This window comes from Cohaesibacter marisflavi (assembly GCF_900115225.1).
Lineage (GTDB): Bacteria > Pseudomonadota > Alphaproteobacteria > Rhizobiales > Cohaesibacteraceae > Cohaesibacter > Cohaesibacter marisflavi.
In genome coordinates, this window is the sequence record NZ_FOVR01000004.1 from 52,514 (window position 1) to 77,470 (window position 24,957).

Consider the following 24,957-nt stretch of genomic DNA (forward strand, 5'->3'; position numbering starts at 1 on the left):
CACACAACGGGCATTTCATATAATTAATCACACATACCGATAATTGCACAACTTATAGTAAAGGCCAGTTTTACTCAATCAAGTCTCTGCTATTACAAACAAAAACCGGCGCGCCCAATGGACGCGCCGGTCAAAAATTCAAGTTTCAAGCTCGAACCGAATGGTCCTACAGCCTGATATTAGCCCTTCAGGATAGAGCGGCCAGCAAACTTAGCCATTGGGCCAAGCTCTTCTTCGATGCGGATCAGCTGGTTGTATTTTGCCAGACGGTCGGAACGGGAAAGAGAACCGGTTTTGATCTGACCGCAGTTGGTAGCAACAGCAAGGTCAGCAATGGTTGCATCTTCGGTTTCACCAGAACGGTGGGACATAACAGCGGTGTAGGATGCTTTATGTGCCATTTCAACAGCTTCCATGGTCTCGGTCAGGGAACCAATCTGGTTCACTTTAACGAGGATGGAGTTGCCAACGCCCATTTTGATGCCGTCTTTGAGGCGGGCGGTGTTGGTTACGAACAGATCGTCGCCAACCAGCTGGCATTTGTCGCCGATTTTGGCGGTCAGCAGTTTCCAGCCTTCCCAATCGTCTTCGTCCATGCCGTCTTCGATGGAGATGATCGGATAGGAAGCAACGAGGTCAGCGAGGTAATCAGCCATGCCGGCAGAATCGAGAACCTTGCCTTCGCCTTTGAGGTTGTATTTGCCATCTTCGTAGAATTCGGAAGAAGCGCAGTCCAGAGCGAGGTAAACGTCTTCGCCCGGTTTGAAGCCAGCGTCCTTGATGGACTGCATGATGAAGTCCAGAGCAGCTTTGGTGGATTCAAGGTTCGGTGCGAAACCGCCTTCATCACCAACAGCGGTGTTGTGACCAGCTTTGGAGAGGTTCTTTTTCAGAGCGTGGAAAACTTCTGCGCCCATGCGAACAGCTTCTTTGATGCTGTCAGCGCCAACCGGCATGATCATGAATTCCTGAACATCGATTGGGTTGTCAGCATGCTCACCGCCGTTGATGATGTTCATCATCGGAACTGGCAGGGTGCAAGCGTTCATGCCGCCAACATAGCGGTAGAGCGGCAGACCGGCAGCAGCAGCAGCAGCCTTGGCAACAGCCATGGAGGTGCCCAGAATGGCGTTTGCGCCAATGCGGCCTTTGTTTTCGGTGCCGTCAAGCTCAATCATGACCTTGTCAAGCTGGATCTGGTTTTCAGCGTCCAGACCTACCAGAGCATCAAAGATTTCGTCATTGACGGCTTCGACAGCTTTGGTGACACCTTTGCCGCCGTAACGTTCTTCGCCATCGCGCAGCTCGTGCGCTTCGTGAACGCCGGTAGACGCGCCTGATGGAACGGCAGCGCGGCCCATGGAGCCATCTTCGAGAACAACGTCAACTTCAACGGTAGGGTTACCGCGGCTGTCAAGGATCTCGCGACCCACGATGTCAATAATTGCGGTCATGATCGTACCTCAATTTGCATGATTTGGTTAAAGTCAGATGCTCGATTATCTATCGAAATTTGCGAGAGAATCATAGAGCAAGAAACAGTTTTTATGCACAAATGAACCCTAGGGGAGCATTTTGTCAGTCCGATTACAGCCATTTGCGATCCGGCGCTTTGATCTGTGTAAAATTAGGCTTTAGTATTAAGCGAAATTGCTCAAATTCTCGCATCCACGAATCGTACTTGTGCATTTTAGGACTTGCGTAAGGATAGCAACGCTCCAAATGCCTCAAATGCAATCAGAAAATTCCTCCGGCATCATTTATGCGCTTATGATTGCTAATCCCCGATTGTGCGTTTTTTATGGACAATTCCTGTAAGTCCCTTCCCATGGGCGACCATAATGAAAAGAATGGTCGAGCACGCGAGACATACGGACAGAAGAATCCTCAACCAGCCAACAAACGAGGCCCTCAAGTGACTGAACTGATTATCACCAACGGCGATCAGGCCGCAGATCTTCTCACACAGGCGGGCATTGGCGATACTGTATTGCCATGGCGGGATGTTTTGCATGAAGGCCCTGTGCCGGATGCAGATGACACGATCTTTGCAACCCTGCGAGCGCAGACACTTGCGGATGGCCATGTCGTAACCCGGGAAAAGGTTCAGGAAGATTTCAAAGCGCGGCTCGAGCTGCTGCGCAATCATCAGAAGTATGAGAAGATCGAACTCTGGTTCGAGCATGATCTCTATGACCAGCTTCAAATTTTGCAGATCCTCGACATGTTGAGTCGGTTTGGCCGGATAAACAACGTCACGATCGTTCAGTCACCGGCTTATCTGGGCATGCAAACCGCCGACAGGATCGGCAGGCTGCAAGAGTTGTCTCTGCCGGTTCTTGATCGCATGTTTGCCTTCGCCTCACGCACGTGGAAAGCCTATGTATCCGGAGGACCGGAAGCCATAAATGAAATCAGGCGAGATGGGATTCCCGGCTTTCCTTTCATGGCGCAAGCCTTGCTGCGCCTTTTACAGGAATTGCCCGGACCGGACGGCCTTTCGCGTACCGAGCGGCAGGTCCTTTATCGCCTCAATCGCGGCGTCAATCGCCCCGGCATGTTGTTTGCGCAAGTACTCAATATGGAAGAAGCGGCCTTTCTGGGAGACTGGAGTTTTTTCCGGATTCTCTCGGCCTTGCAATTCTGCACACGCCCGGCCCTCACCGGCCTGCCGCAGGAGTTCCAGCCGCGCATTTTCGAAGATGGCGCCCAGCGCAAGGAATTCATCACCGCTCAGCTTCACATTACAGAATTTGGCAAAAGCCTGCTTGATGGCAAGGCCGACTTCATTTCTGAAAATGCACTGCATCGCTGGTGGGGTGGCACGGAACTCACAACCACCGACCATTGGCGCTGGCAGGATGAAGGAGAAGTCCTTAGGCATCACCGCGCCGCTTGATGGCTCTGCAACTGCGGGTGAAAGAAAAGAAAAAAGGTGCCAGGACTTGATCCCGACACCTTTTCTCACCACCGTTTATTCTAAAAGTCAGCCTCTGGTCACGAAGACCAGGGCGACAAGGGATGCAAAGGTCAGGAAAAGCGCAGGCATAATAATCGCGGCATATCCCCATGAAGCGATCGCAAAGCCCCAGGCAACAAGCAGCAGAATAAGGCCCAAAAGCAGGATCGTGCTCAGCTTGGTATCTGACATTTTTACTTCGCTCATAAATCGCCTCCAAAACATTGCCAAGACGCGTTCGCCACGCTCTTTCTAACTCACTGTTTGTCTCTTGCAGTGCGTATATATGAACTAATACGTATTAGTCCAGATCCGTATATTGCATGAGGCAATTTGACGCAGATCAAATCACAGGACGAGACGATCTCATGCTTTTGCAAGCTCTTGCCCCTGCCCTTAAACACAAAAAGCCGGAGCACATGCTCCGGCCTTGTACATTCTGATGACGATAGTGCCAGAAGTGAAAAGGCGATCAGGCCTTTGCAATTGCATCAAATTTTTGCAGCTGCGCCAATAGCTTCTCCAGTTCCTTGATCGGAACCATGTTGGGGCCATCGCTCGGTGCGCTGTCTGGATCTTCATGTGTTTCGATAAAGAGGCCAGCAACGCCCACCGCAACCGCTGCTCTGGCAAGAACCGGCACAAATTCACGTTGACCACCAGATGTCTCGCCCTGCCCGCCCGGCTGCTGCACCGAATGGGTCGCATCGAAAATCACCGGAGCACCGGTCTGAGCCATGATAGGCAGACCACGCATGTCGGTAACCAGAGTGTTATAGCCAAAGGACGTGCCACGATCGGTCAGCATGACGTTGGCATTGCCACTATCCACGATCTTTGCTGCAACATTGCGCATGTCCCAAGGTGCCAAAAACTGCCCCTTCTTGACATTGATCACGGCACCGGTTTTGGCTGCCGCCACCAAAAGATCCGTCTGACGGCAAAGAAACGCCGGAATCTGAAGAATATCCGCCACTTCAGCCACGGCCGCGCATTGCTCCGTCTCGTGAATATCCGTCACGATTGGCAGGCCATAAGTTTCCTTAATCTCGACGAAGATTGGCAATGCCTTATCGAGCCCGATCCCGCGTTGAGACTTGAGGCTTGTGCGGTTGGCCTTGTCGAAAGACGACTTGTAGACAATGCCGATATTGAGATTGTCTGAAATCTCCTTCAGTGCAGCGGCCATTTCCAGCGCGTGATCGCGGCTTTCCATCTGGCAAGGCCCCGCCATCACAGCCAGTGGCAGATTGTTGCCAAATTGCACAGCACCAGCAGACACAACAGGATTGGGTACAGTCATCGATTTATCTCACTCTCATTAAGGGCGATCAGTCAGACGCTTCGCATAGCACAAGTCCAACGCCACCGGTTGCTTCTGCTTGCAGAATATACTGACCATTATGGATAGAATAGGGAATATGAGCCTCATCAAGCACAGCCTTGGCGCGCGCCATATCAACTCTGATGCGCACGCCCAGAACGCCGCCTTCTTCAGGCAAATCGTGTGGCACGTCAAGATCATAAAAGGCCTTGCAGGCCGATGGCGTCAGCACCTGCAAGTCGCTGCCATCCATGTCCATCACGACTCCGGCACTGGACGAGCGCATGACACGCTGACCGGTAAACCCTCCCAGAAATTCATGATGATCGGACGGATTATGTGCAACAAACAGAACGGAGGCAATGGAGTCCGCACCATTGCGATGTGTCTGGAATTCTTCTTTCCAGAACAGCTCGGGCTGATGCTTATGCTGACAGACGAAAAAGCCGGTTTCCTTCATCAGCGGGTTCTCGACGAAGCCGAGAGCAAACCCAACTTCTGCCGCGCTACCGTCCGGCAATGTGGCCTTACGGCCAAAGTCAAACGGAGGAAAGGTGCGCAGCCCTAGCGCCTTGAAAGCGTCCAGATCCGCAGTCCTGTCAAGAGAGCGCAAAACGAGCATGGAAGCCCCCTGCCGCTTTTCCAAAAAGGCCAGATTGAAGCGCGGAAAGGAAAGGTCTCCCTCCGCTTGCGGTGGCATAAGGCTCTCATCTTCAATAGCCAACAGCTCCAGAAAGCTTCTGTCCAGTTGAACATGAGCACTCATGGTTCCGAAGGGATGATGAAAGGTCGGGGTAACCGTAAAGCCAAGCGCGGTATAGAGCGCGCGTGCCGCTTCAAGATCCTTGACCGCCACTACGATATGATCCACGCCGCGTAGCATGGCCAGTCCTCCCGGAAACGTCGTCTATGTCTGCTTCAACAGGAACGAGGCGCAACCGACTTCGATCACGCCTCGCAATTCTGATTATACCAGTCGGCTTTGCTCAACGGCCGCTTCAATAAAGGACTTGAACAGCGGGTGCGGAGCAAACGGACGGGATTTCAGCTCAGGATGATACTGAACCGCGATGAACCATGGATGATCTGCGATCTCCACCGTTTCAGGCAACACCCCATCAGGAGAAAGGCCGGCAAAATTGAGCCCGCAGGCTTCCAGCTTCTCTTTATAGTCGATGTTGACCTCATAGCGATGGCGATGCCGTTCGTGGATGATCCGGTCGCCATAGATCTCTGCAATCTTGGAGCCTTCTGCCAGATGGGCTTCATAGGAGCCAAGACGCATGGTACCACCCAGATCACCGTCATGTGCACGGACTTCCTTGGAGTTGCCCTTGCTCCATTCGGTCATCAGACCAACGACATGATGGCCTTCCGGCGTGAACTCCGAAGAGGTGGCATCCTCGATACCCGCCAGATTGCGTGCTGCTTCGATAACAGCCATCTGCATGCCAAAACAAATACCGAAATACGGGATCTTGTTTTCGCGTGCATATTTGGCCGCTGCAATTTTTCCCTCGGACCCACGTTCGCCAAAGCCGCCGGGCACCAGAATGCCATGCACGCCCTCCAGCCGCGAGGTTGGGTCGCTGCCTTCTTCGAAGATATCGGATTCGATCCAGTCGATTTTCACCTTGACCTTGTTGGCAATGCCACCATGGGTCAGAGCTTCCATCAGGGACTTATAGGCATCCAGAAGTGAGGTATATTTGCCCACGACCGCAATCGTGACTTCGCCTTCGGGGTTGTGAACCCGATCAAGAATATTCTTCCAGACTTCGAAATTCGGTTTTGGGGCACCATCGATGCCGAAGGCTGCCAGAACTTCGCGATCCAGTCCCTGTTCATGGTAAGACAGTGGCACTTCATAGATATTCTTGACGTCAAGGGCCTGAATAACAGCCTCAGGCCGCACGTTACAGAAGAGCGACAGCTTGCGGCGCTCTGATTCTGGAACCGGACGGTCACAGCGCACCATCAGGATGTTGGGCTGAATACCGATAGACCGCAGTTCCTTGACCGAATGCTGGGTTGGCTTGGTTTTGAGCTCACCAGCGCTAGGAATATAGGGAAGAAGGGTCAGATGGATATAAATAGCCTGCCCGCGAGGCAATTCGTTGCCCAACTGGCGAATACCCTCGAAGAAAGGCGTTGCTTCGATGTCACCCACCGTGCCGCCGATTTCGCACAACACGAAATCATAGTCTTCGTTACCATCTAGAATAAATGCCTTGATCTCATCAGTCACATGCGGAATGACCTGCACGGTCCCGCCAAGGTAATCGCCGCGGCGTTCCTTTGTGATGATATTCTGATAGATCTGACCGGTCGTAATGTTGTCCTTCTTGTTGGAAGGACGGCCGGTAAACCGTTCATAATGCCCCAGATCCAGGTCCGTTTCCGCACCATCATCGGTAACGAAGCATTCCCCATGCTGATAGGGAGACATCGTGCCGGGATCGACATTGAGATAAGGATCGAGTTTGCGTAGTCTAACTGAATAGCCACGCGCTTGTAGAGCCGCCCCAAGAGCCGCAGACGCAAGCCCTTTGCCGAGCGAGGACACCACACCGCCAGTTATGAAAATATATCGCGCCATGGAACTTTAAGTTACTTCCCTTTGTACCGATTCGCCAAGCAAATCGTCTCGGTTCCAACAACTAAAGCGCCGCTCACCGTTAAGCAAAGGTGAGCATCGCTCATCCATTTTTCAGAACAGCCCTGTCCATTAAGTTGAACTTTTTCTTGTGCCATTCTTTTGGTTTAGGTTCCGCCCCTAATATTTCATGATTGGCGCATAGACGCCACACATAAAAGAAACCGACCCTCGCATAATCGGCAAGGGCCGGTTGGAATTGATCTCTCGTGTCGACACATCGACAATCCCGTTTCGCACCTATTGCGAGGTCGGCACCTGAGGCCCACTAGGCTGATTGCCCGTGGTGCTTTCCTGAATCTTGTTCAGTTCATCAAGGACACCGCCCTGTGGTGCGCCATCAGCATTGGAAGCAGGGTCAGCCTGATTCTGCTCGACGACAGGCACCTGATCAAGAACGTCAGATGGCTTGCTTTTCATCCCCGCCAGAATGGTGAGCCCCAAAGAAGTCAGGAAGAACCCGGTTGCCAGAATCGCTGTGGTTCGGGTCAGAAGGTTCGCTGCGCTGCGACCGGACATAAAACCGCCGCCGCCACCGCCGCCAATTCCGAGTGCGCCGCCCTCAGAGCGCTGCAACAGCACCACAACAACAAGCGCGCCAACTAGCAGCAGGTGAATGACAATTAATACTGATTCCATCGTCTGGGCCGTCTCTAAAACAGTCAATCGGGCCAGCAGCAAGTGCGGCCCGACGCATAAGGTTCACATAATCTGGGTGGTCTTCTACAACAAGACTTGCCGCAATTCCAGTGCCAACGACATTTTTTCCTTGGCTCTTGCCTTCATTTGGGCACAAGAGGCGCAAGAAACAAGCCCCGAGTTGCCATGCAATGATCACATCGAGGCTTATTAAAGCGCAAGCACGAGGCTGCAAAGCTTATTTGTAGGCTGCCAGAATGCCCAGGAAGTCAGCAGCTTTCAGGCTGGCACCACCAACCAGAGCACCGTCAACATTGGCCACCGCCATCAACTCGTCGGCATTGGCAGCCTTGACAGACCCACCATAAAGCAGACGCATGTTGGCACCTTCGGCACCGAAGGCTTTGACCAGTTCGTCACGCATGAACTTGTGCACTTCGGCAACATCTTCTGCGGTTGGCGTCAGGCCGGTACCGATTGCCCATACAGGTTCGTAAGCGATAACGGTATTGGCAGCCGTTGCGCCTTGAGGAATAGAGCCTTCCAGCTGGAACCCGACAACATTGAGGGTTTCGCCGGATTTGCGCTCGGCTTCGGTTTCACCAACGCAAATGATGGCAACCAGCCCCTGATCCCAGGCTGCTTTAGCCTTGGCATTGACGATTTCGTTGGATTCAGCATGATCGGCGCGACGTTCGGAATGGCCAACGATAACGGCAGAAGCACCGGCATCCTTGAGCATTTCGGCAGAGGTATCACCGGTGTGAGCGCCAGATACGTTGAAATGGCAATCCTGTGCCCCGATGGCTACAGCGCTGTCAGCAGCTTTTTCGGCAAAAGAAGCAACAAGCGTGAATGGAGGACAGATCATCGTATCTGCCTTTGCAGCCAGATCGGCATCATAGCCTTCAATCAGCGCGTCCAGTTCCGCAGCGGAGGCTTTCAGCCCGTTCATCTTCCAGTTACCGGCTACAAGCGGTTTGATGCTCATTAATCTGCTCCTTCCAATATTTCAGATATCGGCAATAGAATGGGTTCCGTTGAATAAGTCAATGATTGACGACTTCATCGCCCCACCACGCATTCAACTTTAGCACTACAGTGTTCTACCCCGCCCAGAGACAAAATGCACGGTACACAAGCCAAGAGTTGATCAGTTACCCCCTATTTTCCAGCCAATTGAAATGCCAATGGCGCCTGAAGGCAATCTTTTTGCGAACAAATACCCTCCCATCCCCATTTCTGCCTCCTTTTCTAGACTGATTGGGTTGCGGCGATGGATCGAGCTTTCTATGATCCGGCAAACATTTTGAAAAGGCAGAACAGAATGCAGACGGCGTTGTAACGGCGCACCCCGAACATTCGTTCTGTATGAAAGAAGGACACACCATCCCATGATGGAATTTATGCGTTCGATGGCTTCAGGAATTGTCGCGAAGCTCCTGATGCTTCTTTTGGTTTTGAGTTTTGCAGTCTGGGGCATCGCCGATGTGTTCGGCCGCTTCGGACAAAGCACCGTTGCCACGGTCGGCGATACCGAGATTGACGCCCGCGACTATCAGAGCGAATTGCTGCTTGAGGTCAACAGCCTGTCGAGTCGCCTCGGACAGCGCTTGACAGCAGCCCAGACGCAAGCATTCGGGCTGCCTAACCAGGTTCTCGGACGCATGATCAATGAAGCAACCCTGAATGATCTGGCCAGCAACTTCAATATGGGGCTTTCCTCTGAAGAGCTTGCAAAGGGCATCGCCGAGGAACCAGCGTTCCAGACCGCCGGCAAGTTCAACCGCAATCAGATGGCTCTGGTGTTGCGCAATGCTGGCACCACGGAAGACCGGTATGTGACCAACCGCGAAAAACTGGAAGTTCGCCGCCAGCTGGCACAGGGTCTCACCGGCAATTCCACCCTTCCCGAAGCAACCCTGAAGGTCTTCAACGATTTCAGCTTTGAAAAACGCGACGTGGATTACATCGCACTCAAGGAAGCCGATCTGGACGCGATTGAAGAGCCAAGCGAAGACGTGCTCAACAGCTATTATGAGCAAAACAAGATTGCCTTTCGTGCTCCGGAATATCGCTCCTTCGTGGTCCTGAAGCTGGAACCGGGCGACATCATGGATCCGTCGGCGGTTTCTGATGAAGATGCCCAGACCTATTATGAAAGCGTCTCCAATCGCTTTCAGCTGCCGGAAAAACGCCAGATGCAGCAGATTCTCTTCGGCTCCAAGGAAGATGCAGAAGCAGCCCTTGAAAAGATCAAAGGTGGCGCAACCTTCGAAGACATCATGGCAGAACGCAATCTGACCGAATCCGATGTTGACTTCGGACTGCTTGCCAAGAGTGAAATCACCGATCCGGCGGCGGCAGACGCCATTTATTCACTTGATGAAGGCGCTGTATCAGATGTGGTAGAAGGCCAGTTCGGCTTCCTGCTTCTGCGCAACGCCAAGACCGAACCGCCGCATGCTACGCCGTTTGAAGACGTCAAAGACCAGATGAAGGCCGAGATCGCAGCAGAGCGCGCCAATGGCGAAGTGCTCGATATGTTCGACAATGTCGAGGATATGCGCGCAGGCGGCTCCACGCTTGAGGAAGTATCTCAGAAACTCAATCTGCCACTGCGCACCGTCACAACAATTTCCAAGGCTGGCGAACTCGAACGGGGTGGAGAGGTAACGGACCTGCCAGAACAGGAAGCTCTGTTGACCTCCGTCTTCGATACGGACATCGACTATGAAGCCGATCCGATCGACATCGGGAATACTGGTTTTGCATGGTTCCGTGTCACCGATATCGAAGCAGCCCGCGATAGGGCCTTGGATGAAGTGCATGATGATGTTGTCGCAGCCTGGAAGGAAGACGAACGCCAGAGCCGCAATGCGGAACTGGCCGGAGAGATCCTCAAGGAAATCGAAGGTGGCAAGAGCCTTGCAGCCGTGGCTGAAGAACGGGGCCTGAGCGTTGCCACCGCAACCGACATCACCCGTCAGGTTCATGGCGATCTGCCTGCCTCAGCTGTTGAGCAGGCCTTTGGTGGCCCGCTTCACCACAAAGCAACGGCCGTAGATGGTGAAACACAATATGTGCTGGAAGTTGCTAAGGTAACGGATCCTGAATTCGATCCCGATGCCCTGCAGCTTGAATCCGTCAAGGCACGTCTGAACCAGAATGCAAGCACAGACCTGCTGTCGCAGTTGAGCGCAACTATTCTGGGCAATCTTGGCTACACCGTAAATGAAGCCATGATGAACCAGGTCGTCAGCGGCACGCGCTAGTAACAATTGAAGACCTTATCCGGGGCGTTTTCGCAAAGAAGCAGGCAAACTGCTCGACGCGGCGCCCCGGTTTCATAATCACATACCATCGACCCAGCCGTTCTCCGACCGGGCCGAAGTAGACAGTCGGGAGCAATAGAATGGAAGAGATGAAACCTTTTCTCGCAAAGGTCGCCGAGGGCAAAACACTTAGCCAAGCGGAAGCTGTAGAAGCGTTTGATCTGCTCATGAGCGGTCGCGCCACACCAACCCAGATTGGCGCCTTCCTCATGGCCTTGCGCATGCGCGGCGAAACCGTCGACGAAATTACCGGCGCGGTTTCCCAGATGCGAGACAAGATGACTCCGGTCGTAGCACCAGCTGACGCCGTCGATATCGTGGGCACAGGCGGCACAGGTACCAAGAAATACAACATCTCCACCTGCGCGTCCATGATCGTGGCTGCAGCTGGCGTGCCCGTAGCCAAACATGGCAACAAGGCGCTGACCTCCCAGTCCGGTTCAGGCGATGTGCTCACCAGCCTCGGGGTCAATCTGGCGCAAGATCCAGAAGGTGTGGCTCGTTGCATCAGGGAAGCCGGGATCGGCTTCATGTTTGCGCCCAATCATCATTCATCCATGCGCTTTGTCGGTCCATCTCGGGTGGAGATGGGCACGCGCACCATGTTCAACATGCTTGGCCCCCTCACCAACCCGGCTGGCGCCAAACGTCAGCTCATCGGTGTATTTGCCCCCGAATGGCTGCGCCCCTTTGCTGAAGTGCTCAGAAATCTTGGTGCCGAGCATATCTGGGTTGTTTATGGTGCAGGCGGCCTCGACGAAATCTCGACGCTTGGCGAAACGCAGGTCGTCGAACTGAAAGACGGCGCCATTACCGAATTCACGCTGGTTCCTGAAGCCTATGGCATCAAGCGGGTAACCATTGAGGACGTGCGTGGCGGCACCGGCGAAGAAAATGCTCAAGCCCTTACTGCGCTTCTGGAAGGCGAAAAAGGCCCTTACCGCGACATCGTTCTGATGAATGCTGCCGCAGGCCTGCTGCTGGGTGGCAAGGTTGCCAACTATAAGGAAGGCATCGAGCTGGCTGCCGAGTTGATCGATAGCGGCAAGGCACTGGCTACCCTCAAGAAACTAATAGACGTTTCCAATCAAACCGCAGAGTAAGGCTCCGACAGGACAATGGCAGACATTCTCAAAAAGATCGAAGCATACAAGCGCGAGGAAATCGCAGCGGCCAAGCTTCACACCACGGTTGCCGATCTGGAAGCCCGTATTGGCGAGCAGGCCCCCGTGCGCGGCTTTTACAATGCCCTCAAGGCCAAGGTTGATCACGGCCACTATGGCCTTATTGCTGAAGTAAAGAAAGCCAGCCCCTCGAAGGGCCTTATCCGGGAGGATTTCGATCCCCCCAAACTTGCCAAGGCCTATGAAGAGGGCGGGGCAGCCTGTCTATCCGTGCTTACCGATAGCCCATCTTTTCAGGGACATCCGGAATTCCTGATCGCTGCGCGCGACGCGGTTTCCCTGCCTGTTCTGCGCAAGGATTTTCTGTTTGAACCCTATCAGGTTTACGAAGCCCGCGCCTGGGGGGCCGACTGCATCCTGATCATCATGGCCGCAGTCTCCGACGACGAAGCCAAGACGCTTGAGGAAGCCGCTCTCGCGTTGGGCCTTGATGTGCTCGTCGAAGTGCATAATAAAGAAGAGCTGGAACGCGCCCTCACCCACCTCACCTCCCCGCTACTGGGTATCAACAACCGCAATCTCAAAACCTTCGAAACCACGTTGCAAACCTCCATTGATCTGGCTCCCATGGTGCCGGATGACAAATTGCTGGTCGGCGAAAGCGGATTGTTCACACCACAGGATCTGGCTCTTCTTGCAACCAAAGCAAACATTCATACATTCCTGATAGGCGAGAGCCTGATGCGTCAGGATGATGTTGCCGCTGCAACGCGGGATTTGCTGGCACGCTAACTGCGGCCGGTTGAACGCCTCAACGGATCTTGGCGTTTCTTGGGAGGGAAATTCACATGAGTGACGCGAAACTGACTCATATTGATGACACCGGCGCCGCGAATATGGTCGATGTCTCAGCCAAGGCGCCAACCGTGCGCATCGCCGTAGCATCCGCCCATGTGCGCATGAAGCGCGAGACGCTCGACCTGATCCTTTCAGGCAATACCAAGAAAGGCGACGTTCTGGCAACGGCCCGCATCGCCGGCATCATGGCAGCAAAGCGCACCCATGAGCTGATACCGCTGTGCCATCCGTTGGCCCTCTCCAAGGTCGCCGTGGACATTGAGGCAGACGAAGCCCTGCCCGGCCTTGTGATAACCGCAACGGCCAAGCTGACCGGTCAGACCGGTGTTGAAATGGAAGCCTTGACGGCAGCCTCCATTGCCAGCCTTACGATCTACGATATGGCCAAGGCTGTCGACAAAGGCATGGTCATTTCCGATGTCCGCCTCTTGGAAAAACAGGGTGGTAAATCCGGCCATTGGCAAGCCGATAGCAACAACAAATAGGAGCAACTGGAATGGCCCTTATGAATGTGGATGACGCACTGGAGCAGCTGCTTTCCGATATTTCCGTTTCGGAAGTCGAGAATGTTTCCCTCCACAACGCGACCGCACGCGTTCTGGCAGCAGATCTGGTTGCAAACCGCGATCAACCTCCCTTCAGGGCGTCTGCGATGGATGGCTATGCCATCAGGGCCGACAATGTAAAAGAGCTTCCCACCAAGCTGCAAATCATCGGCGAAGTGCCTGCCGGCTACCATTTCCCTGATGCCGTTCACAATTGGGAAGCGGTACGCATCTTTACAGGCGCCCCTGTTCCCGAGGGAGCAGACACCGTCGTCATGCAGGAAAAAACCGAGCGCGACGGGGCTTTTGTGACAATCCAGCAGGAGATAACAAAGGGCTCCAACATTCGTGAGGCCGGGCAAGATTTCGCCACAGGCGAGACATTGCTCAAGAAGGGCACAGAACTCACCTATCGCCATCTGGCCCTTGCTGCGGCCATGAACCATGCCGTGCTTCCTGTCTACAAGCGTCCCGTCATTGCCATTCTGGCGACGGGTGACGAACTGGTTCTTCCAGGGGAAACGCCGACAGAAAGCCAGATCATCGCCGCCAACAATTTCGCCATTGCTTCCTTTGCCCAAACCATCGGTGCCGACATCATGGATCTGGGCATTGCTCGCGACGACATGACAGAGATTTCAACCACCATTGAAAAGGCCGTTGCCGCCGAAGTCGACTGCCTCATCACCATTGGCGGCGTGTCGGTCGGAGATCACGATCTGGTGCAAGAGGCGCTGAAGCGCGCTGGCATGAACCTCAAATTCTGGCGCATTGCGATGCGGCCTGGCAAGCCCCTTCTGGCTGGCAAACTCGGCAAGACACAGGTGCTGGGCCTGCCGGGCAATCCGGTTTCATCCATGACATGCGCCCTGCTCTTCCTACAGCCCATCATCCGCAAGATGCTCGGCAAAAAGGGCCCCTATAAAATCACAGATGCCGTGTTGGGCAGTGCCTTGCCCGAGAATGACTATCGCCAAAGCTACATGCGGGCTCGCATGCATATAGATAAAGACGGCCGCACCGTCGCTTCGATCTTCTCCGATCAAGACAGCTCCAAGCTATCCAGCTTTGCAGAAGCCGATTGCGTGATCATTCGTCCTCCGAACTCCCCCGCCAGCAAGGTCGGAACCCCCTGCCAAATCATCAAGCTATAAAAACAAAAGCCGGTTCCCATTAGGAAACCGGCTTTTTAAATCTGCCTGTCAGTGATCTTACACTTGATCGCACAATCAATCAGTCCACAAAGGCCCGTTCGACGACGAAGCTTGCAGGACGTGCATTGGACCCTTCAACCAAATTGAATTTTTCCAGCATATCCTTGGTGTCATTGAGCATCGCCATGGATCCGCAAATCATCGCCCGGTCTACGTCAGGATTGATCGGCGGTACACCGAGATCCTCAAACAGCTTGCCCGATTCCATGAGATCGGTAATCCGCCCCATGCGCGGAAAGTCTTCGCGTGTCACCGAGGTATAATGAATGAGCCGTCCCTTGGCGAATTCACCCACGAGCGGATCATTGTTGCAGATCTCGACGAGTTCCTCGCCATATTTCAGCTCATCAATCTCACGGCAGGTATGTGTCAGGATCACCTGATCAAACTTTTCATAAGTTTCAGGGTCACGAATAAGCGATGCAAAGGGAGCTATTCCGGTGCCGGTGGAGAACATATAGACGCGCTTGCCTGGAATGAGAGCATCATTGACCAGTGTACCGGTCGGCTTTTTGCGCATCAGGATGGTATCACCCACCTTGATCTTCTGCAGATGCTCGGTAAGCGGACCATCTGGCACCTTGATCGAATAAAACTCGACCTCTTCATCCCATGAAGGGCTAGCAACCGAATAGGCGCGAAAGACCGGTCGCTCTGCATTTGGCAGGCCGATCATCACAAATTCACCAGAACGAAAACGGAAACTTGCCGGGCGCGTAATTCTGAACTTGAACAGCCGATCCGTATAATGCTTCACTTCTGTTACGGTTTCTGCAAACACATTTGCCGGAATCGGAAAGGCCGATTTACTGGCGGCACTGGCGCTAGCTTGAGAAGCCTCATTTGGCTGCGTCATTGCTTACTCCTTCAAGTTATTCAGGCCACATCCGCACACGTGTCAGGACGCGCCTTGCCCTAGCAATCACCCGCGCGAACCAGTCTCTTCGAAAGCCGGTTCGAGACGAAATCAGGCCGTTATATCATGTCGATCTGAAAACAAAAGACTATTCAGGGGCTATCTATTGCAATTAGGGCCATTCTAACGACTATTCGCCCGCCACGTCACTAAGCCAATTGCGAAAATGCTATAACATTACCTATTTTTCACGTTTCGCTCTGAGCAAGAGCAAAAACCCGATATTTTGTAGCAACTCTCACCACTGACAACACCATCCGCCTCTTAAAGACCGAATATTAACTATAAGTAGTTTTAACAGTGATGATATCCACCGATTTTTATCACATTTTGAACACAATTGAATCTTGTTGCAAAATAGACACACTACCTCAAGCAAAAATTCATTAATGATTGCCGCGAGATAGGCCAAACCAAAATGGCCATTTCATATTCCCATTATATTTCAATATTTTATAAAAATATTTCCGAATAACATATCCAAATATACAACCCAAAAGAGCCCGCAAACCGAGTTCGTTTGTTCTAAAAAGCCCCTTCGTCACGTGCATATATGGCTAAAACTGACATAGCCTTTAGCGGCAAGCATGTAACTTAGAACCACTATATCTGTAGTCATCCAGATAGCGCCGTTCCGGAAAAGTATGATATTTCAGGCCGGTATTACTACAACCCGTGATAGAACCTTGTTCGATCTAAGGCGCTAGCAATAACACAATTTATATACAACCTGTGGTTATTGCATTGACTAACGCAACCATATTGACTACTAAACACTGAGTTGCATTAAATATTCACGCAATCAATTTTGACTATTTGATAGCGAACTGCTGTTTGGAAGGTCACGACGATTGGGAAGCCAGGCCTTGGCTCAGGAGACATTGAATTGAGAATAGCGATTACATTGGCCAGCCTGATGCTCGTTGCAAGTGCTGCCCACGCATCAGAACTCGTCTACACGCCGGTAAACCCCACGTTTGGTGGTAGCCCGTATAATTCATCTCACCTTTTGTCCATTGCGAGCGCGCAGAGATCTGCCACCGCTTCTGACGCCAATGTCAGCAGCGCATCAGGGGGCGGCAGCGGCACAACAAATGACAACACAACGGCTGATCTATTTGTAAGCCAGTTGCAAAGCCGATTGCTCTCGGCTCTGGCAAGTCAGGTTACTGAAGCGATCTTCGGGGACGATCCGCAAGACAGCGGCACCATCACTTTTGGTGATACCGAAATCACGTTTGATCAGACCGGCGGATCTATTGCGCTGACTATCACAGATTTCACCGACGGAACCGTCACGAATATTGAAGTTCCTCAATTAGTAACCGACTGATTTCCGGCGATCATAATGAATATTTTTATCCAACTTCGTTCCAAATCAAAAATGGCCTCCCGGCGCGCGCTGGCTGCCCCTCTGTTGATCTCGCTGTTCGCGCTCACAGGATGCGCCACCAACAAGACTTTGATGACAGAGGCTCCACGTGTTGCCGAAGTCAGTGAAGTCAATTTGCGCCTCAGAAACATCCCGGCACCGAAACATCGCATTCCGGTCGCGGTCTATGACTTCCGGGATGAAACCGGACAATATCGCGAAGCCCAGAATTATCAGCAATTGTCTCGTGCGGTCACCCAAGGCGGTGTATCGATCCTCATCAAGGCGTTGCAGGATGCCGGCAATCGGCGCTGGTTTACCGTTATGGAACGCAACAAGCTGGCAAACCTGCTCAAGGAGCGCCAGATCATTACGGAAATGCGCCGGCTTTATCGTGGCGAAGAGAAAATCAACGCCAAGGCCCTGCCCCCACTTAAACATGCCGCCATCATCATCGAAGGCGGTATCATCGGCTACAACCACAATGTACAGACCGGCGGCATAGGCGCTTCCTATCTGGGCATCACGGGCGACAGCGATTATTCCAAGGACGAGATCACGGTTTCCTTGCGGGCAATCTCGACCAAGACAGGTGAAGTGCTTACCACAGTCACTGCCAGAAAAACGGTGGTATCGGTCGGCCTTCAGGCTTCGGTCTTCCGCTACGTGAAACTGGATGAGTTGCTGCAGGCCGAAGGCGGCTTCACCAATAACGAGCCTAGCCAGATTGCTCTGGAATCAGCAGTTGAAAAAGCGGTTGAAGCGTTGATTGTCGAAGGGGTCGAGTTGGATATCTGGCAATTCAAGGATCCGCAATATGGCTCCTCCTATGTGCAGACCCTGCAATCGGAACAATATAAAGAGACCGATAGCGCAGAGCCCGTGCCCATGGCGGAACCGGAAACAAAAAACGCAACCACAATTTCAGCCACGGTGCCCAAACTGGTTGTAAGCAGGGCTGTGCGCCCCCAGCCGGAGGTGAGGCAAACAACAAGAAGATTGCCTCCACCATACTCAAGTAACGAAGATCCTTTAGGTTAAAAATACACAAAGTATCCAACAACAGTTGTATTAAGTTGTATAGGGCGGAGACTATCATAGTTTCCAGCCCTATTTTTATTTACATTCAGAAGTTAACTATCTGAATTAAACTTAAAAATACAAACACATTACAATTTTAATTAAATTTATTATTACATATTGACTTATAAAGTTAAGAAGAGGTAAATGATTGTACTGCCGCCAATATATTTTCGATGGTTGCATTTTGACCATACCTGAAGGCGAGCATCAGCTGCTCAGGTGGGTGGCAAGTTTGAGAAACGTGATTCATATTGGAGACATCAAATGACCAAAATTCGTTTGGCACTTCTAGCCGCAGTAGCATCGGGAGTTATCGGAGGAGGATACGCATTCGCTGCTGGCGGCAACGACGCCGCTATCCGCCAGAATGGTGACGGCAACGTGGCCTCAATCAACCAGAGTGCAGGCACCGACAACCAGTTCAACAACACCGGCCCTAGCGACACAAGCGCAGCATTTCAGGATGGTAACAACAACTCCATCACCGCAGTGCAGAGCGGCTCATCAAACACAGTCGGCCTAAGCGTCAACCAGTTCGATAAAATTGGGGATGTTACCTTCAAAATCGGACATACCGGTGTTGATCGCACCTCTTGGGGTGTTGTTTCCTCAGGAACGGCGACCGACGGTGTCGCTCAGATCGGTGACGATAACAGCCTAGACGTAACTCAGGAAAGCGATGGCAACATCGTTGGCGGCGTGGTTCAGTTCAGCTCAGCGACCAGAAGTGGCGCAGGACAGAAAAACGAACTTGAAATCAATCAGCTTGGTGGGGCCGGCAACGAAATCAACCAGGTCTTGCAGGCGGTTGCCCTAGGGTCTCAAAATACAGCAACCATCACGCAGAATGGCTCAGGCAACGTGATCAATGCTGTCAACCAAATTGGCCTTAATGTCAACGGTGCCAATTCCAAAGTGAATAGCATTACGGCCACCATCTTAGGCAACAGCAACGGCACTGCCGCACTTGCAGGCAAAGCTGGGGCCTCTGGCGCTGCAACTAGCGAATTGAATCAGATGGGTGAAGACAACAGCATCACCCTGAATATCGACGGCGACTCAAACGCCTTCGGTGTAACCCAAAATAACTATGGCGGTGGACGCAACACCCTTTCCGCTCTCAACATCACCGGCGACGGCAACGAATTGGGTGTCTTGCAGGACGCAAATAAAGTCTCTAGCAACCACAATGATCTGACCATCAACGCAATTCATGGCAACGACAACAATATCGGCGTGAAGCAGATTGGCAACAACTATGGCCTCATTGATCTGCAGTCGGCCAGCAACAGCAACCTGATCGGTCTTTCCCAGACCGGTACCAACAGCGCCAAGATTACCATCACATCAGGTGACAGAAACGACTTTGACGCTCTGCAGGCAGACAACAACCAGCTGACCATCACGGCAAACGGTAGCTCCAACATCCTGAAAACCATACAGACCGCATCAGTCTCAGGTGCCGACAACCAGTTGACCGTCGATATCTTTGGCTCAAGCAACAACACGACTGACTTCACCACGGCGAACGCAGCCGATGCTATTGGCCTGACAGCAGGCGAGCTGATCCAGACCGGTTATGGCAACGAAGCAACCGTTAATGTTGGTCTCTCTTCTTCTGACAGCAACAACAACTCCTTCGCTCTGAGCCAGATGGGCAATAGCAACGAAGCTACCATCTCTGTTTCAGGCGGCAACGATAATCAGGTCGCCGTACTGCAGAGTGGTAATTCCAACAACTCGGTCGTAACCCAGACAGGGTCTTCCAACGTGGTTGGCATCGCTCAGTAAGAGCCATTCGAAATGGATAAAGACCGGAGGGACGCACTCCCGCCCCTCCGGCCACATGCGGCAAGAGCCGCGAAATCATTTTTCAGTTCATCGTGAGGGCCAACTCAGGCTTTCCGGTGGCTCAATTTTTAAGAAGTAATTTTTTGGAGAGAATAAATGAACAAGGTTCGTTTGGCTTTGCTGGCAACCGCTGCAACAGGTGTTATTTCCGCCGCAGGTCTGGCTTTCGCAGCAAGTAATGACGCATTCGTGGAGCAAAATGGCAGCAGCAACACCGCGTCCATCAACCAGACCAACGCCGGAGCGGAAACGCAGGGCAACAAGGTGGGCAACAGCACCAATGTCGTCCTTCAGGATGGAGACCAGAACACACTGGATATCATCCAGAGTGGGGACAGCAACCAGATCGGTCTTCTGGGCAGCGGCGTGGATCAGCTGGGCGATGGCAACAATTTCGACGCCCTGCAATCCTCGAACAGCAACGTCATCGGCTCCGTGCAGCAAGTAGAAAGCACCGCAACCGGAGCAACGGGAACAAACGAACTGACAATCACCCAAAAGGGTGGAGCCTCGAATCTCGTGACCGCCGTGTCTCAGGAAACCACGGCCAATGGCACCAACTCCGCCGAAGTCACGCAAAATGGCGCGGGCAACCGGCTGAAAACGCTAAGCCAGTTCAATAATGGCGACAGCACCAACTCTGTCACCGTTTCGATCACCGGCGACGATAATGGCACCGCCGATAGTCTTACCAACTATGCCTCATTGGCAAATGTCAATGGCAGTGAAATCACCCAATCCGGCACAGACAACAGCATTGAACTGATCATCTCTGGCAACAGCAACCAGTTCGGAGCAGCCCAGACAAACGATGCCGGCGGGACCAATATCCTGCAAACGTTGGACGTGGTTGGAGACCAGAACGAAATCGGCGTTTCCCAAACGGCTCATTCTGCCACCGACACCAACAGCTTGACCATCAACAAGATTATCGGAAACAACAACAATGTTGGGGCCAACCAACAGGGTTACGGTTCGAATACCGGTACGATTACCCTCGGAGCCAACAGCAACAACAACTGGGCCAAGCTAATCCAAAGCAACGGTGCAAAAGGAACAATCACCGTGCATGCTGGGGATTTCAACCGAGCTTCCATCGAGCAGCATGCCGCCGCCACGAGTGACAATGACGCAGAAATCGAGGTCACGTCTACCAACAAGACACGGGGCAACAACCATCTCTACATAAACCAGTGGGGCAATGCGGAAGTTGCCAAAACCTCGGTGATTGGTGACTACAACTATTCGAGTATTAAGCAAACGGCAAGTGACAATGATGCCACGGTAACCATCACAGGCGACAGCAACAAGAACTTCACCTATCAGAACGAATATAGCACGGACAACACTGCCACCATAATGATCGATGGGGACAGCAACGAAGCAAGAACCTATCAGAAGGATTACGGGTCTGACAATAATGTCGCCATCGACATAACTGGTAACAACAACTCGGTAGAAGACCACCAGTTGGCCAGCACAAAAGCTGATCTGGATGTCGACATCAATGGATCTGACAACGCAATCCTGTCTACTCAGCAGACAGCTTCGCTAAGCTCAGTGTCTTTTGACATCACAGGCAATGGCAACCAGTTCGACGCCACACAAAATCTCAGCACGGGCGATGCCATGTCGGTAACGATTTATGGCGACAACAACGGCAAGGGCACCTGGGCCCTTAACGGTGCCGCCGAAGCCGTCAGCCTGATAAGTGGTGAGCTGAGCCAGTCCGGGTCCAACAACGTGATGGACATCGCTATCGGCTCATCATTGCTCGGCAGCTCCAATAACCTTGTTGCAGCCCAGCAGAATGGGGACAGCAACTCCATCGACGTTAGCATTTCTGACGGCAGCTTCAACGAAGTGGCCATCAGCCAGCAAGGCAACGGCAACATCTCCGTTGTCAATCAGGTGGGCTCTTCCAACATCGTTGGCATCAGCCAGTAAACGTCCTGAGAGAAGTTGCATGCAAAGCAAGCATATAGAATGGGCGACCCCTCGCCCATTCGTCATCGGTTCTAAAGTAAAGTGAAAGCCACAAAGGCAGTCTTATGAAACAATTCAGTTCTTATTCGTTAGCGCCAGTTCTGACACTGATTATGGTTGCTTATGGACCGTCGACGCTGGCTGATGAAAATGAGGTCTATCTCGGGCAGACCGGTGTAACCAACGTCATCGATATCGATCAGGTTGGCAATTCGAACAAGGTGGGCGCAAACGAGACCGCAATATTCATTTCTCAGCAAGGCACCAGCAATGGCATAACCATATCACAATCAGGATATGCCAACGAAGCGGGCGCCAGCGCCCCAACAGGCCGTTTGGGCCTGCAGGGTCTTTACCAGACGGGTAGCCAGAACACGCTTGATATCACGCAGGAAAATGATAATGCCCTTGGCATGAACCGCATCGGTGCGATCTCGCAGGACGCTTCCCCCACCTATGCCTCCAGTGTGAGCAACAGCCTTACGATCATCCAGTCGCACAATGCTATCGATGGAACAGCTGGATCAGGAGATGGGCAAGGCAATCACAGCATCGGCGAAATCCAGCAAATCCAGACGAGCACAAACGGAGCCAGCAACACCGCTGTGATAAGACAGTTTGATGGCGCAGAAGACTCCTATGATGGCAACCGGATTGGATGGTTCATCCAGAATGGCAGCGGCAACATTGCCAATGTGACGCAACAATATCGCGGCAATATCCTCAATACCTTCCGCCAATATGGCCAATCAAACGAAGCCACCATCTTCCAACATTCGGGAACAGAAAACCGCATAGCCCAGTATGATCAGGTCGGCAGCTTCAACAGGGCTTCCGTTGCCATGATTGGCTCGCGCAACATGCTTTGGTCTCTGATCCAGAATAACGACCTTGTCAGCGTCACTGGCAACCTGGCCACCATCACACTTGAAGGAGATGACAATGGCGGTGATGGGTTTGGCGGTTTGGGACAGTTCACCAAGGAGAATACCAAACAGCTGCAGGTGTCTCAAGGTGAAGTCAAACAGCTGGGTGATCATAATACGCTCAACATGGTAACCACAGATGCCTCAACCATGACAGCCTATGGCTTTGTGCAAGATGGCGACGGCAACTGGCTGAGCGGCACCGTAGACGGGATCGAAAACGAGGTGGCCTCCTCCCAAATCGGGGATGGCAACCGGCTCAACTTCATGCAGACGGGTGACAAAAACAGCATGGCTGTTACTTATAAAGGCAAGGACAACGAGCTGGATGCAAAACAGACCGGGGATGAAAATAGCATGACCGTTTCGTTTGATGGCGCGGTCACCCCCCTCTCCCGCAGCGACCAAACCAACGATGCAGCCCTCGGTGGATTCACAGATCTTGTGCTCGCTTCATCCGGCACGCTTACGCCCGGGCAAGCGATGCAAACCGGCGATCTCAACGTTGCATCTATCCAAGTCAATGGCGGCAGCTTTAACAAATTCGCTTTTTCGCAGACTGGTGATCAAAACGTGATTGATGGCGCTATAACCGGTTTATCGAACCAATCGGCGGTGATACAATCTAACAACGATAACTATGCCTATTACCGCCAAACGGGCAATTACAACCAACTTATCATCCTGCAGTAGAAGCGAGTAGTGTTTTTCAATCACTCTACCACAGGATTTAACGCAAGATTCACTTCAATTTCAAGAAAAGGCTCCGATCAGTCATTCGATAGGGCGCCATAAAATCTGATTAAAGAAATACCTGTTCTAATCGCTTCAAACGAAAGCAAAGGAACAGGGACATGCAAAAACAACTTACAGCTATCGCTGCGATCCTTTTGCTGAGCGCAGCATCGCAGGCAAAAGCAGATACCAACGTCATCGAATTACTGGATGACGCGAATACAGAAGGGAATGTTATCGAGCTGAACATTACGGGCAATGGCAACAGTCTGAACCTATCCCAAAGCTTCGCCTTTGGAGGCTATGGCCAGAACCTGATGGATATCACAATCGATGGCAACAACAATGGTGGACCCGCAGGGGCAAACTTTACAGGCGTAGCTCTTGCGAGCGGTCTGCGACCGGGAAATTTGGTACAGGAAGGGTTCAATAACAGTATGATTGTCGATGTTAGCGGCACAAGCAATCTATTCTCCTTCCTGCAAAACGGGAGCCAAAACACGCTCCAAGCCTCAATTGAGGGCACAGGTAATCAGGCCGCTGTGCAGCAATATGGACAGAATAATCACGTCAGCTTCAGCCAGATGGGAAGCAACAACAGCATCAGCATCTCGCAAAGATCTTTCTAGGATTATTCTGTGCCAATGAATGAGGAAACTGGCACATGAACAAAGCTCTAACCTTGGGACTTCTCGCTACGGCATTGGCGGGATTTTCTCTCTCACCAGCACTGGCGGGAGATCAGAATATACTGGTGTTGCAGCAGGACGGTGCGGCAAATACGATTTCAATCGACCAGCAAAAGGCAACGGGCAGTCAGGTCGGTGGCGTCAACTTCATCGAGGCTACGCCACTTGAGTCATCCGAATTCGAAGTGATGGACATGTCCAACCCCTTGCAAATCACCGAAGGGCTTCAAAACCCGATTGTGCAACAGGGAGATGGCAACAGCGCAACCATCACCGTTGAGGGCGACGAGGATGTCGTCTATCTAAACCAGAATAGTCAGGGACAGCCAACAGGCAACAACGCCGACATTTATGTCAATTCGGGCACTGCTGATCCATCCTTTGCGGCCGTCGTTCAAAACGGCGCGGGCAACAATGCGTCCGTCAGCATCAATGGCAGCCTTTCCAATGGCACAATCTTACAGAACGGGTCTAACAATCAGGGATCTATCGACGTCGATGGCAACAATGTCACAGCATCCCTGACGCAGGTCGGCTCGGACAATGACAGCCAGTTGGTCGCGCAAGGCGCATCGACGTCAGCCACCGGTGTTGATGGCGCCAATGTGAGCTATACGCTCTATGCCAATGGAGTAACCACGACACAGCCTGTCACGGTGACGACCAATGGCGCTTCAGTAAGCATCACACAAACCCAATTCTAATTCACGAGCCTTTGGTGGCTTACTGGCGAAGCGACTGCCTC

22 protein-coding genes are annotated in these 24,957 nt (G+C 52.4%); 14 read left to right on the top strand and 8 right to left on the bottom strand.

Annotated elements, in window-relative coordinates; genetic code table 11:
* Positions 1-179: 179 nt before the first annotated feature.
* Positions 180-1,454 (bottom strand): phosphopyruvate hydratase, encoded by a 1,275-nt coding sequence (gene eno, locus BM258_RS09235; RefSeq protein ID WP_090071444.1) that lies wholly within the window; start codon positions 1,452-1,454, stop codon positions 180-182.
* Between the two features lie 461 nt (positions 1,455-1,915).
* On the opposite strand from eno, the gene BM258_RS09240 reads away from it, so the two are divergent.
* Positions 1,916-2,899: a DUF1835 domain-containing protein gene (locus BM258_RS09240; RefSeq protein ID WP_175528017.1), complete on the top strand. Its 984-nt coding sequence runs from the start codon at positions 1,916-1,918 to the stop codon at positions 2,897-2,899.
* Positions 2,900-2,986: 87 nt separating this feature from the next.
* Here BM258_RS09240 and BM258_RS09245 read toward each other — a convergent pair whose 3' ends face one another.
* The 5 genes from BM258_RS09245 to secG form a co-directional block, all read right to left on the bottom strand.
* Positions 2,987-3,166: a hypothetical protein gene (locus BM258_RS09245; protein ID WP_090071448.1), complete on the bottom strand. Its 180-nt coding sequence runs from the start codon at positions 3,164-3,166 to the stop codon at positions 2,987-2,989.
* Positions 3,167-3,431: 265 nt separating this feature from the next.
* Entirely contained in the window at positions 3,432-4,262 is an 831-nt protein-coding gene (gene kdsA / locus BM258_RS09250; RefSeq protein ID WP_090071450.1) for a 3-deoxy-8-phosphooctulonate synthase, read from the bottom strand.
* 28 nt (positions 4,263-4,290) lie between these two features.
* Positions 4,291-5,166 (bottom strand): VOC family protein, encoded by an 876-nt coding sequence (locus BM258_RS09255; RefSeq protein WP_090071452.1) that lies wholly within the window; start codon positions 5,164-5,166, stop codon positions 4,291-4,293.
* An 84-nt stretch (positions 5,167-5,250) separates the two neighbouring features.
* Positions 5,251-6,882 (bottom strand): CTP synthase, encoded by a 1,632-nt coding sequence (locus BM258_RS09260; protein WP_090071454.1) that lies wholly within the window; start codon positions 6,880-6,882, stop codon positions 5,251-5,253.
* A 297-nt stretch (positions 6,883-7,179) separates the two neighbouring features.
* Complete coding sequence (gene secG, locus BM258_RS09265; RefSeq protein ID WP_090071456.1) at positions 7,180-7,578, bottom strand: preprotein translocase subunit SecG; 399 nt, start codon at positions 7,576-7,578, stop codon at positions 7,180-7,182.
* Between secG and BM258_RS24610 the strand changes: the two genes are divergently transcribed.
* Complete coding sequence (locus tag BM258_RS24610; protein WP_090071458.1) at positions 7,556-7,792, top strand: hypothetical protein; 237 nt, start codon at positions 7,556-7,558, stop codon at positions 7,790-7,792. The two genes, secG and BM258_RS24610, sit on opposite strands and share 23 nt — an antisense overlap.
* 24 nt (positions 7,793-7,816) lie before the next feature.
* On the opposite strand, the gene tpiA is transcribed toward BM258_RS24610, so the two are convergent.
* Positions 7,817-8,569 carry a triose-phosphate isomerase gene (gene tpiA / locus BM258_RS09275; RefSeq protein WP_090071460.1) on the bottom strand — a complete coding sequence of 251 codons (753 nt, stop codon included), beginning with the start codon at positions 8,567-8,569 and terminating at the stop codon, positions 7,817-7,819.
* 403 nt (positions 8,570-8,972) lie between these two features.
* On the opposite strand from tpiA, the gene BM258_RS09280 reads away from it, so the two are divergent.
* From BM258_RS09280 to BM258_RS09300, 5 genes are all read left to right on the top strand, one after another.
* The gene (locus BM258_RS09280) at positions 8,973-10,853 is read left to right on the top strand and encodes a SurA N-terminal domain-containing protein (protein WP_090071462.1); all 1,881 of its coding nucleotides are present in this window, start codon (positions 8,973-8,975) and stop codon (positions 10,851-10,853) included.
* Between the two features lie 140 nt (positions 10,854-10,993).
* Positions 10,994-12,016 carry an anthranilate phosphoribosyltransferase gene (trpD, locus tag BM258_RS09285; protein ID WP_090071464.1) on the top strand — a complete coding sequence of 341 codons (1,023 nt, stop codon included), beginning with the start codon at positions 10,994-10,996 and terminating at the stop codon, positions 12,014-12,016.
* 15 nt (positions 12,017-12,031) lie between these two features.
* On the top strand, positions 12,032-12,829 hold the full coding sequence (gene trpC / locus BM258_RS09290; RefSeq protein WP_090071466.1) for an indole-3-glycerol phosphate synthase TrpC: 798 nt from the start codon (positions 12,032-12,034) through the stop codon (positions 12,827-12,829).
* A 56-nt stretch (positions 12,830-12,885) separates the two neighbouring features.
* Positions 12,886-13,380: a cyclic pyranopterin monophosphate synthase MoaC gene (gene moaC, locus BM258_RS09295; protein ID WP_090071469.1), complete on the top strand. Its 495-nt coding sequence runs from the start codon at positions 12,886-12,888 to the stop codon at positions 13,378-13,380.
* Between the two features lie 11 nt (positions 13,381-13,391).
* Complete coding sequence (locus tag BM258_RS09300; RefSeq protein WP_090071471.1) at positions 13,392-14,594, top strand: molybdopterin molybdotransferase MoeA; 1,203 nt, start codon at positions 13,392-13,394, stop codon at positions 14,592-14,594.
* A 79-nt stretch (positions 14,595-14,673) separates the two neighbouring features.
* On the opposite strand, the gene BM258_RS09305 is transcribed toward BM258_RS09300, so the two are convergent.
* Positions 14,674-15,510 carry a ferredoxin--NADP reductase gene (locus tag BM258_RS09305; protein ID WP_090071473.1) on the bottom strand — a complete coding sequence of 279 codons (837 nt, stop codon included), beginning with the start codon at positions 15,508-15,510 and terminating at the stop codon, positions 14,674-14,676.
* A 946-nt stretch (positions 15,511-16,456) separates the two neighbouring features.
* Here BM258_RS09305 and BM258_RS09310 point away from each other — a divergent pair.
* The 7 genes from BM258_RS09310 (at position 16,457) to BM258_RS09340 (ending at position 24,916) form a co-directional block, all read left to right on the top strand.
* A complete protein-coding gene (locus BM258_RS09310) occupies positions 16,457-16,903 on the top strand; it encodes a curli assembly protein CsgF (RefSeq protein ID WP_244544655.1) in 447 nt (148 codons plus the stop codon).
* 15 nt (positions 16,904-16,918) lie between these two features.
* On the top strand, positions 16,919-17,983 hold the full coding sequence (locus tag BM258_RS09315) for a CsgG/HfaB family protein (protein ID WP_090071475.1): 1,065 nt from the start codon (positions 16,919-16,921) through the stop codon (positions 17,981-17,983).
* A gap of 306 nt (positions 17,984-18,289) precedes the next feature.
* Entirely contained in the window at positions 18,290-19,816 is a 1,527-nt protein-coding gene (locus tag BM258_RS09320; protein ID WP_090071477.1) for a beta strand repeat-containing protein, read from the top strand.
* Between the two features lie 156 nt (positions 19,817-19,972).
* Entirely contained in the window at positions 19,973-21,823 is a 1,851-nt protein-coding gene (locus BM258_RS09325; protein ID WP_090071480.1) for a beta strand repeat-containing protein, read from the top strand.
* A 104-nt stretch (positions 21,824-21,927) separates the two neighbouring features.
* Positions 21,928-23,481, top strand: a complete 1,554-nt coding sequence (locus BM258_RS09330) for a hypothetical protein (protein ID WP_090071482.1) — start codon at positions 21,928-21,930, stop codon at positions 23,479-23,481.
* A 161-nt stretch (positions 23,482-23,642) separates the two neighbouring features.
* Positions 23,643-24,152 (top strand): hypothetical protein, encoded by a 510-nt coding sequence (locus BM258_RS09335; RefSeq protein WP_090071484.1) that lies wholly within the window; start codon positions 23,643-23,645, stop codon positions 24,150-24,152.
* Between the two features lie 35 nt (positions 24,153-24,187).
* Positions 24,188-24,916: a hypothetical protein gene (locus BM258_RS09340; RefSeq protein WP_090071485.1), complete on the top strand. Its 729-nt coding sequence runs from the start codon at positions 24,188-24,190 to the stop codon at positions 24,914-24,916.
* The last annotated feature ends 41 nt before the right edge of the window (positions 24,917-24,957 follow it).

Coding starts and splice junctions, on each gene's coding strand:
- trpD (WP_090071464.1), top strand. CDS start 10,994: ATGGAAGAGATGAAACCTTTTCTCGCAAAGGTCGCCGAGGGCAAAACA.
- tpiA (WP_090071460.1), bottom strand. CDS start 8,569: ATGAGCATCAAACCGCTTGTAGCCGGTAACTGGAAGATGAACGGGCTG.
- trpC (WP_090071466.1), top strand. CDS start 12,032: ATGGCAGACATTCTCAAAAAGATCGAAGCATACAAGCGCGAGGAAATC.
- BM258_RS09320 (WP_090071477.1), top strand. CDS start 18,290: ATGACCAAAATTCGTTTGGCACTTCTAGCCGCAGTAGCATCGGGAGTT.
- BM258_RS09325 (WP_090071480.1), top strand. CDS start 19,973: ATGAACAAGGTTCGTTTGGCTTTGCTGGCAACCGCTGCAACAGGTGTT.
- BM258_RS24610 (WP_090071458.1), top strand. CDS start 7,556: ATGACAATTAATACTGATTCCATCGTCTGGGCCGTCTCTAAAACAGTC.
- BM258_RS09340 (WP_090071485.1), top strand. CDS start 24,188: ATGAACAAAGCTCTAACCTTGGGACTTCTCGCTACGGCATTGGCGGGA.
- BM258_RS09245 (WP_090071448.1), bottom strand. CDS start 3,166: ATGAGCGAAGTAAAAATGTCAGATACCAAGCTGAGCACGATCCTGCTT.
- BM258_RS09305 (WP_090071473.1), bottom strand. CDS start 15,510: ATGACGCAGCCAAATGAGGCTTCTCAAGCTAGCGCCAGTGCCGCCAGT.
- BM258_RS09335 (WP_090071484.1), top strand. CDS start 23,643: ATGCAAAAACAACTTACAGCTATCGCTGCGATCCTTTTGCTGAGCGCA.
- BM258_RS09330 (WP_090071482.1), top strand. CDS start 21,928: ATGAAACAATTCAGTTCTTATTCGTTAGCGCCAGTTCTGACACTGATT.
- moaC (WP_090071469.1), top strand. CDS start 12,886: ATGAGTGACGCGAAACTGACTCATATTGATGACACCGGCGCCGCGAAT.
- BM258_RS09280 (WP_090071462.1), top strand. CDS start 8,973: ATGATGGAATTTATGCGTTCGATGGCTTCAGGAATTGTCGCGAAGCTC.
- BM258_RS09255 (WP_090071452.1), bottom strand. CDS start 5,166: ATGCTACGCGGCGTGGATCATATCGTAGTGGCGGTCAAGGATCTTGAA.
- kdsA (WP_090071450.1), bottom strand. CDS start 4,262: ATGACTGTACCCAATCCTGTTGTGTCTGCTGGTGCTGTGCAATTTGGC.
- secG (WP_090071456.1), bottom strand. CDS start 7,578: ATGGAATCAGTATTAATTGTCATTCACCTGCTGCTAGTTGGCGCGCTT.
- eno (WP_090071444.1), bottom strand. CDS start 1,454: ATGACCGCAATTATTGACATCGTGGGTCGCGAGATCCTTGACAGCCGC.
- BM258_RS09260 (WP_090071454.1), bottom strand. CDS start 6,882: ATGGCGCGATATATTTTCATAACTGGCGGTGTGGTGTCCTCGCTCGGC.
- BM258_RS09315 (WP_090071475.1), top strand. CDS start 16,919: ATGAATATTTTTATCCAACTTCGTTCCAAATCAAAAATGGCCTCCCGG.
- BM258_RS09300 (WP_090071471.1), top strand. CDS start 13,392: ATGGCCCTTATGAATGTGGATGACGCACTGGAGCAGCTGCTTTCCGAT.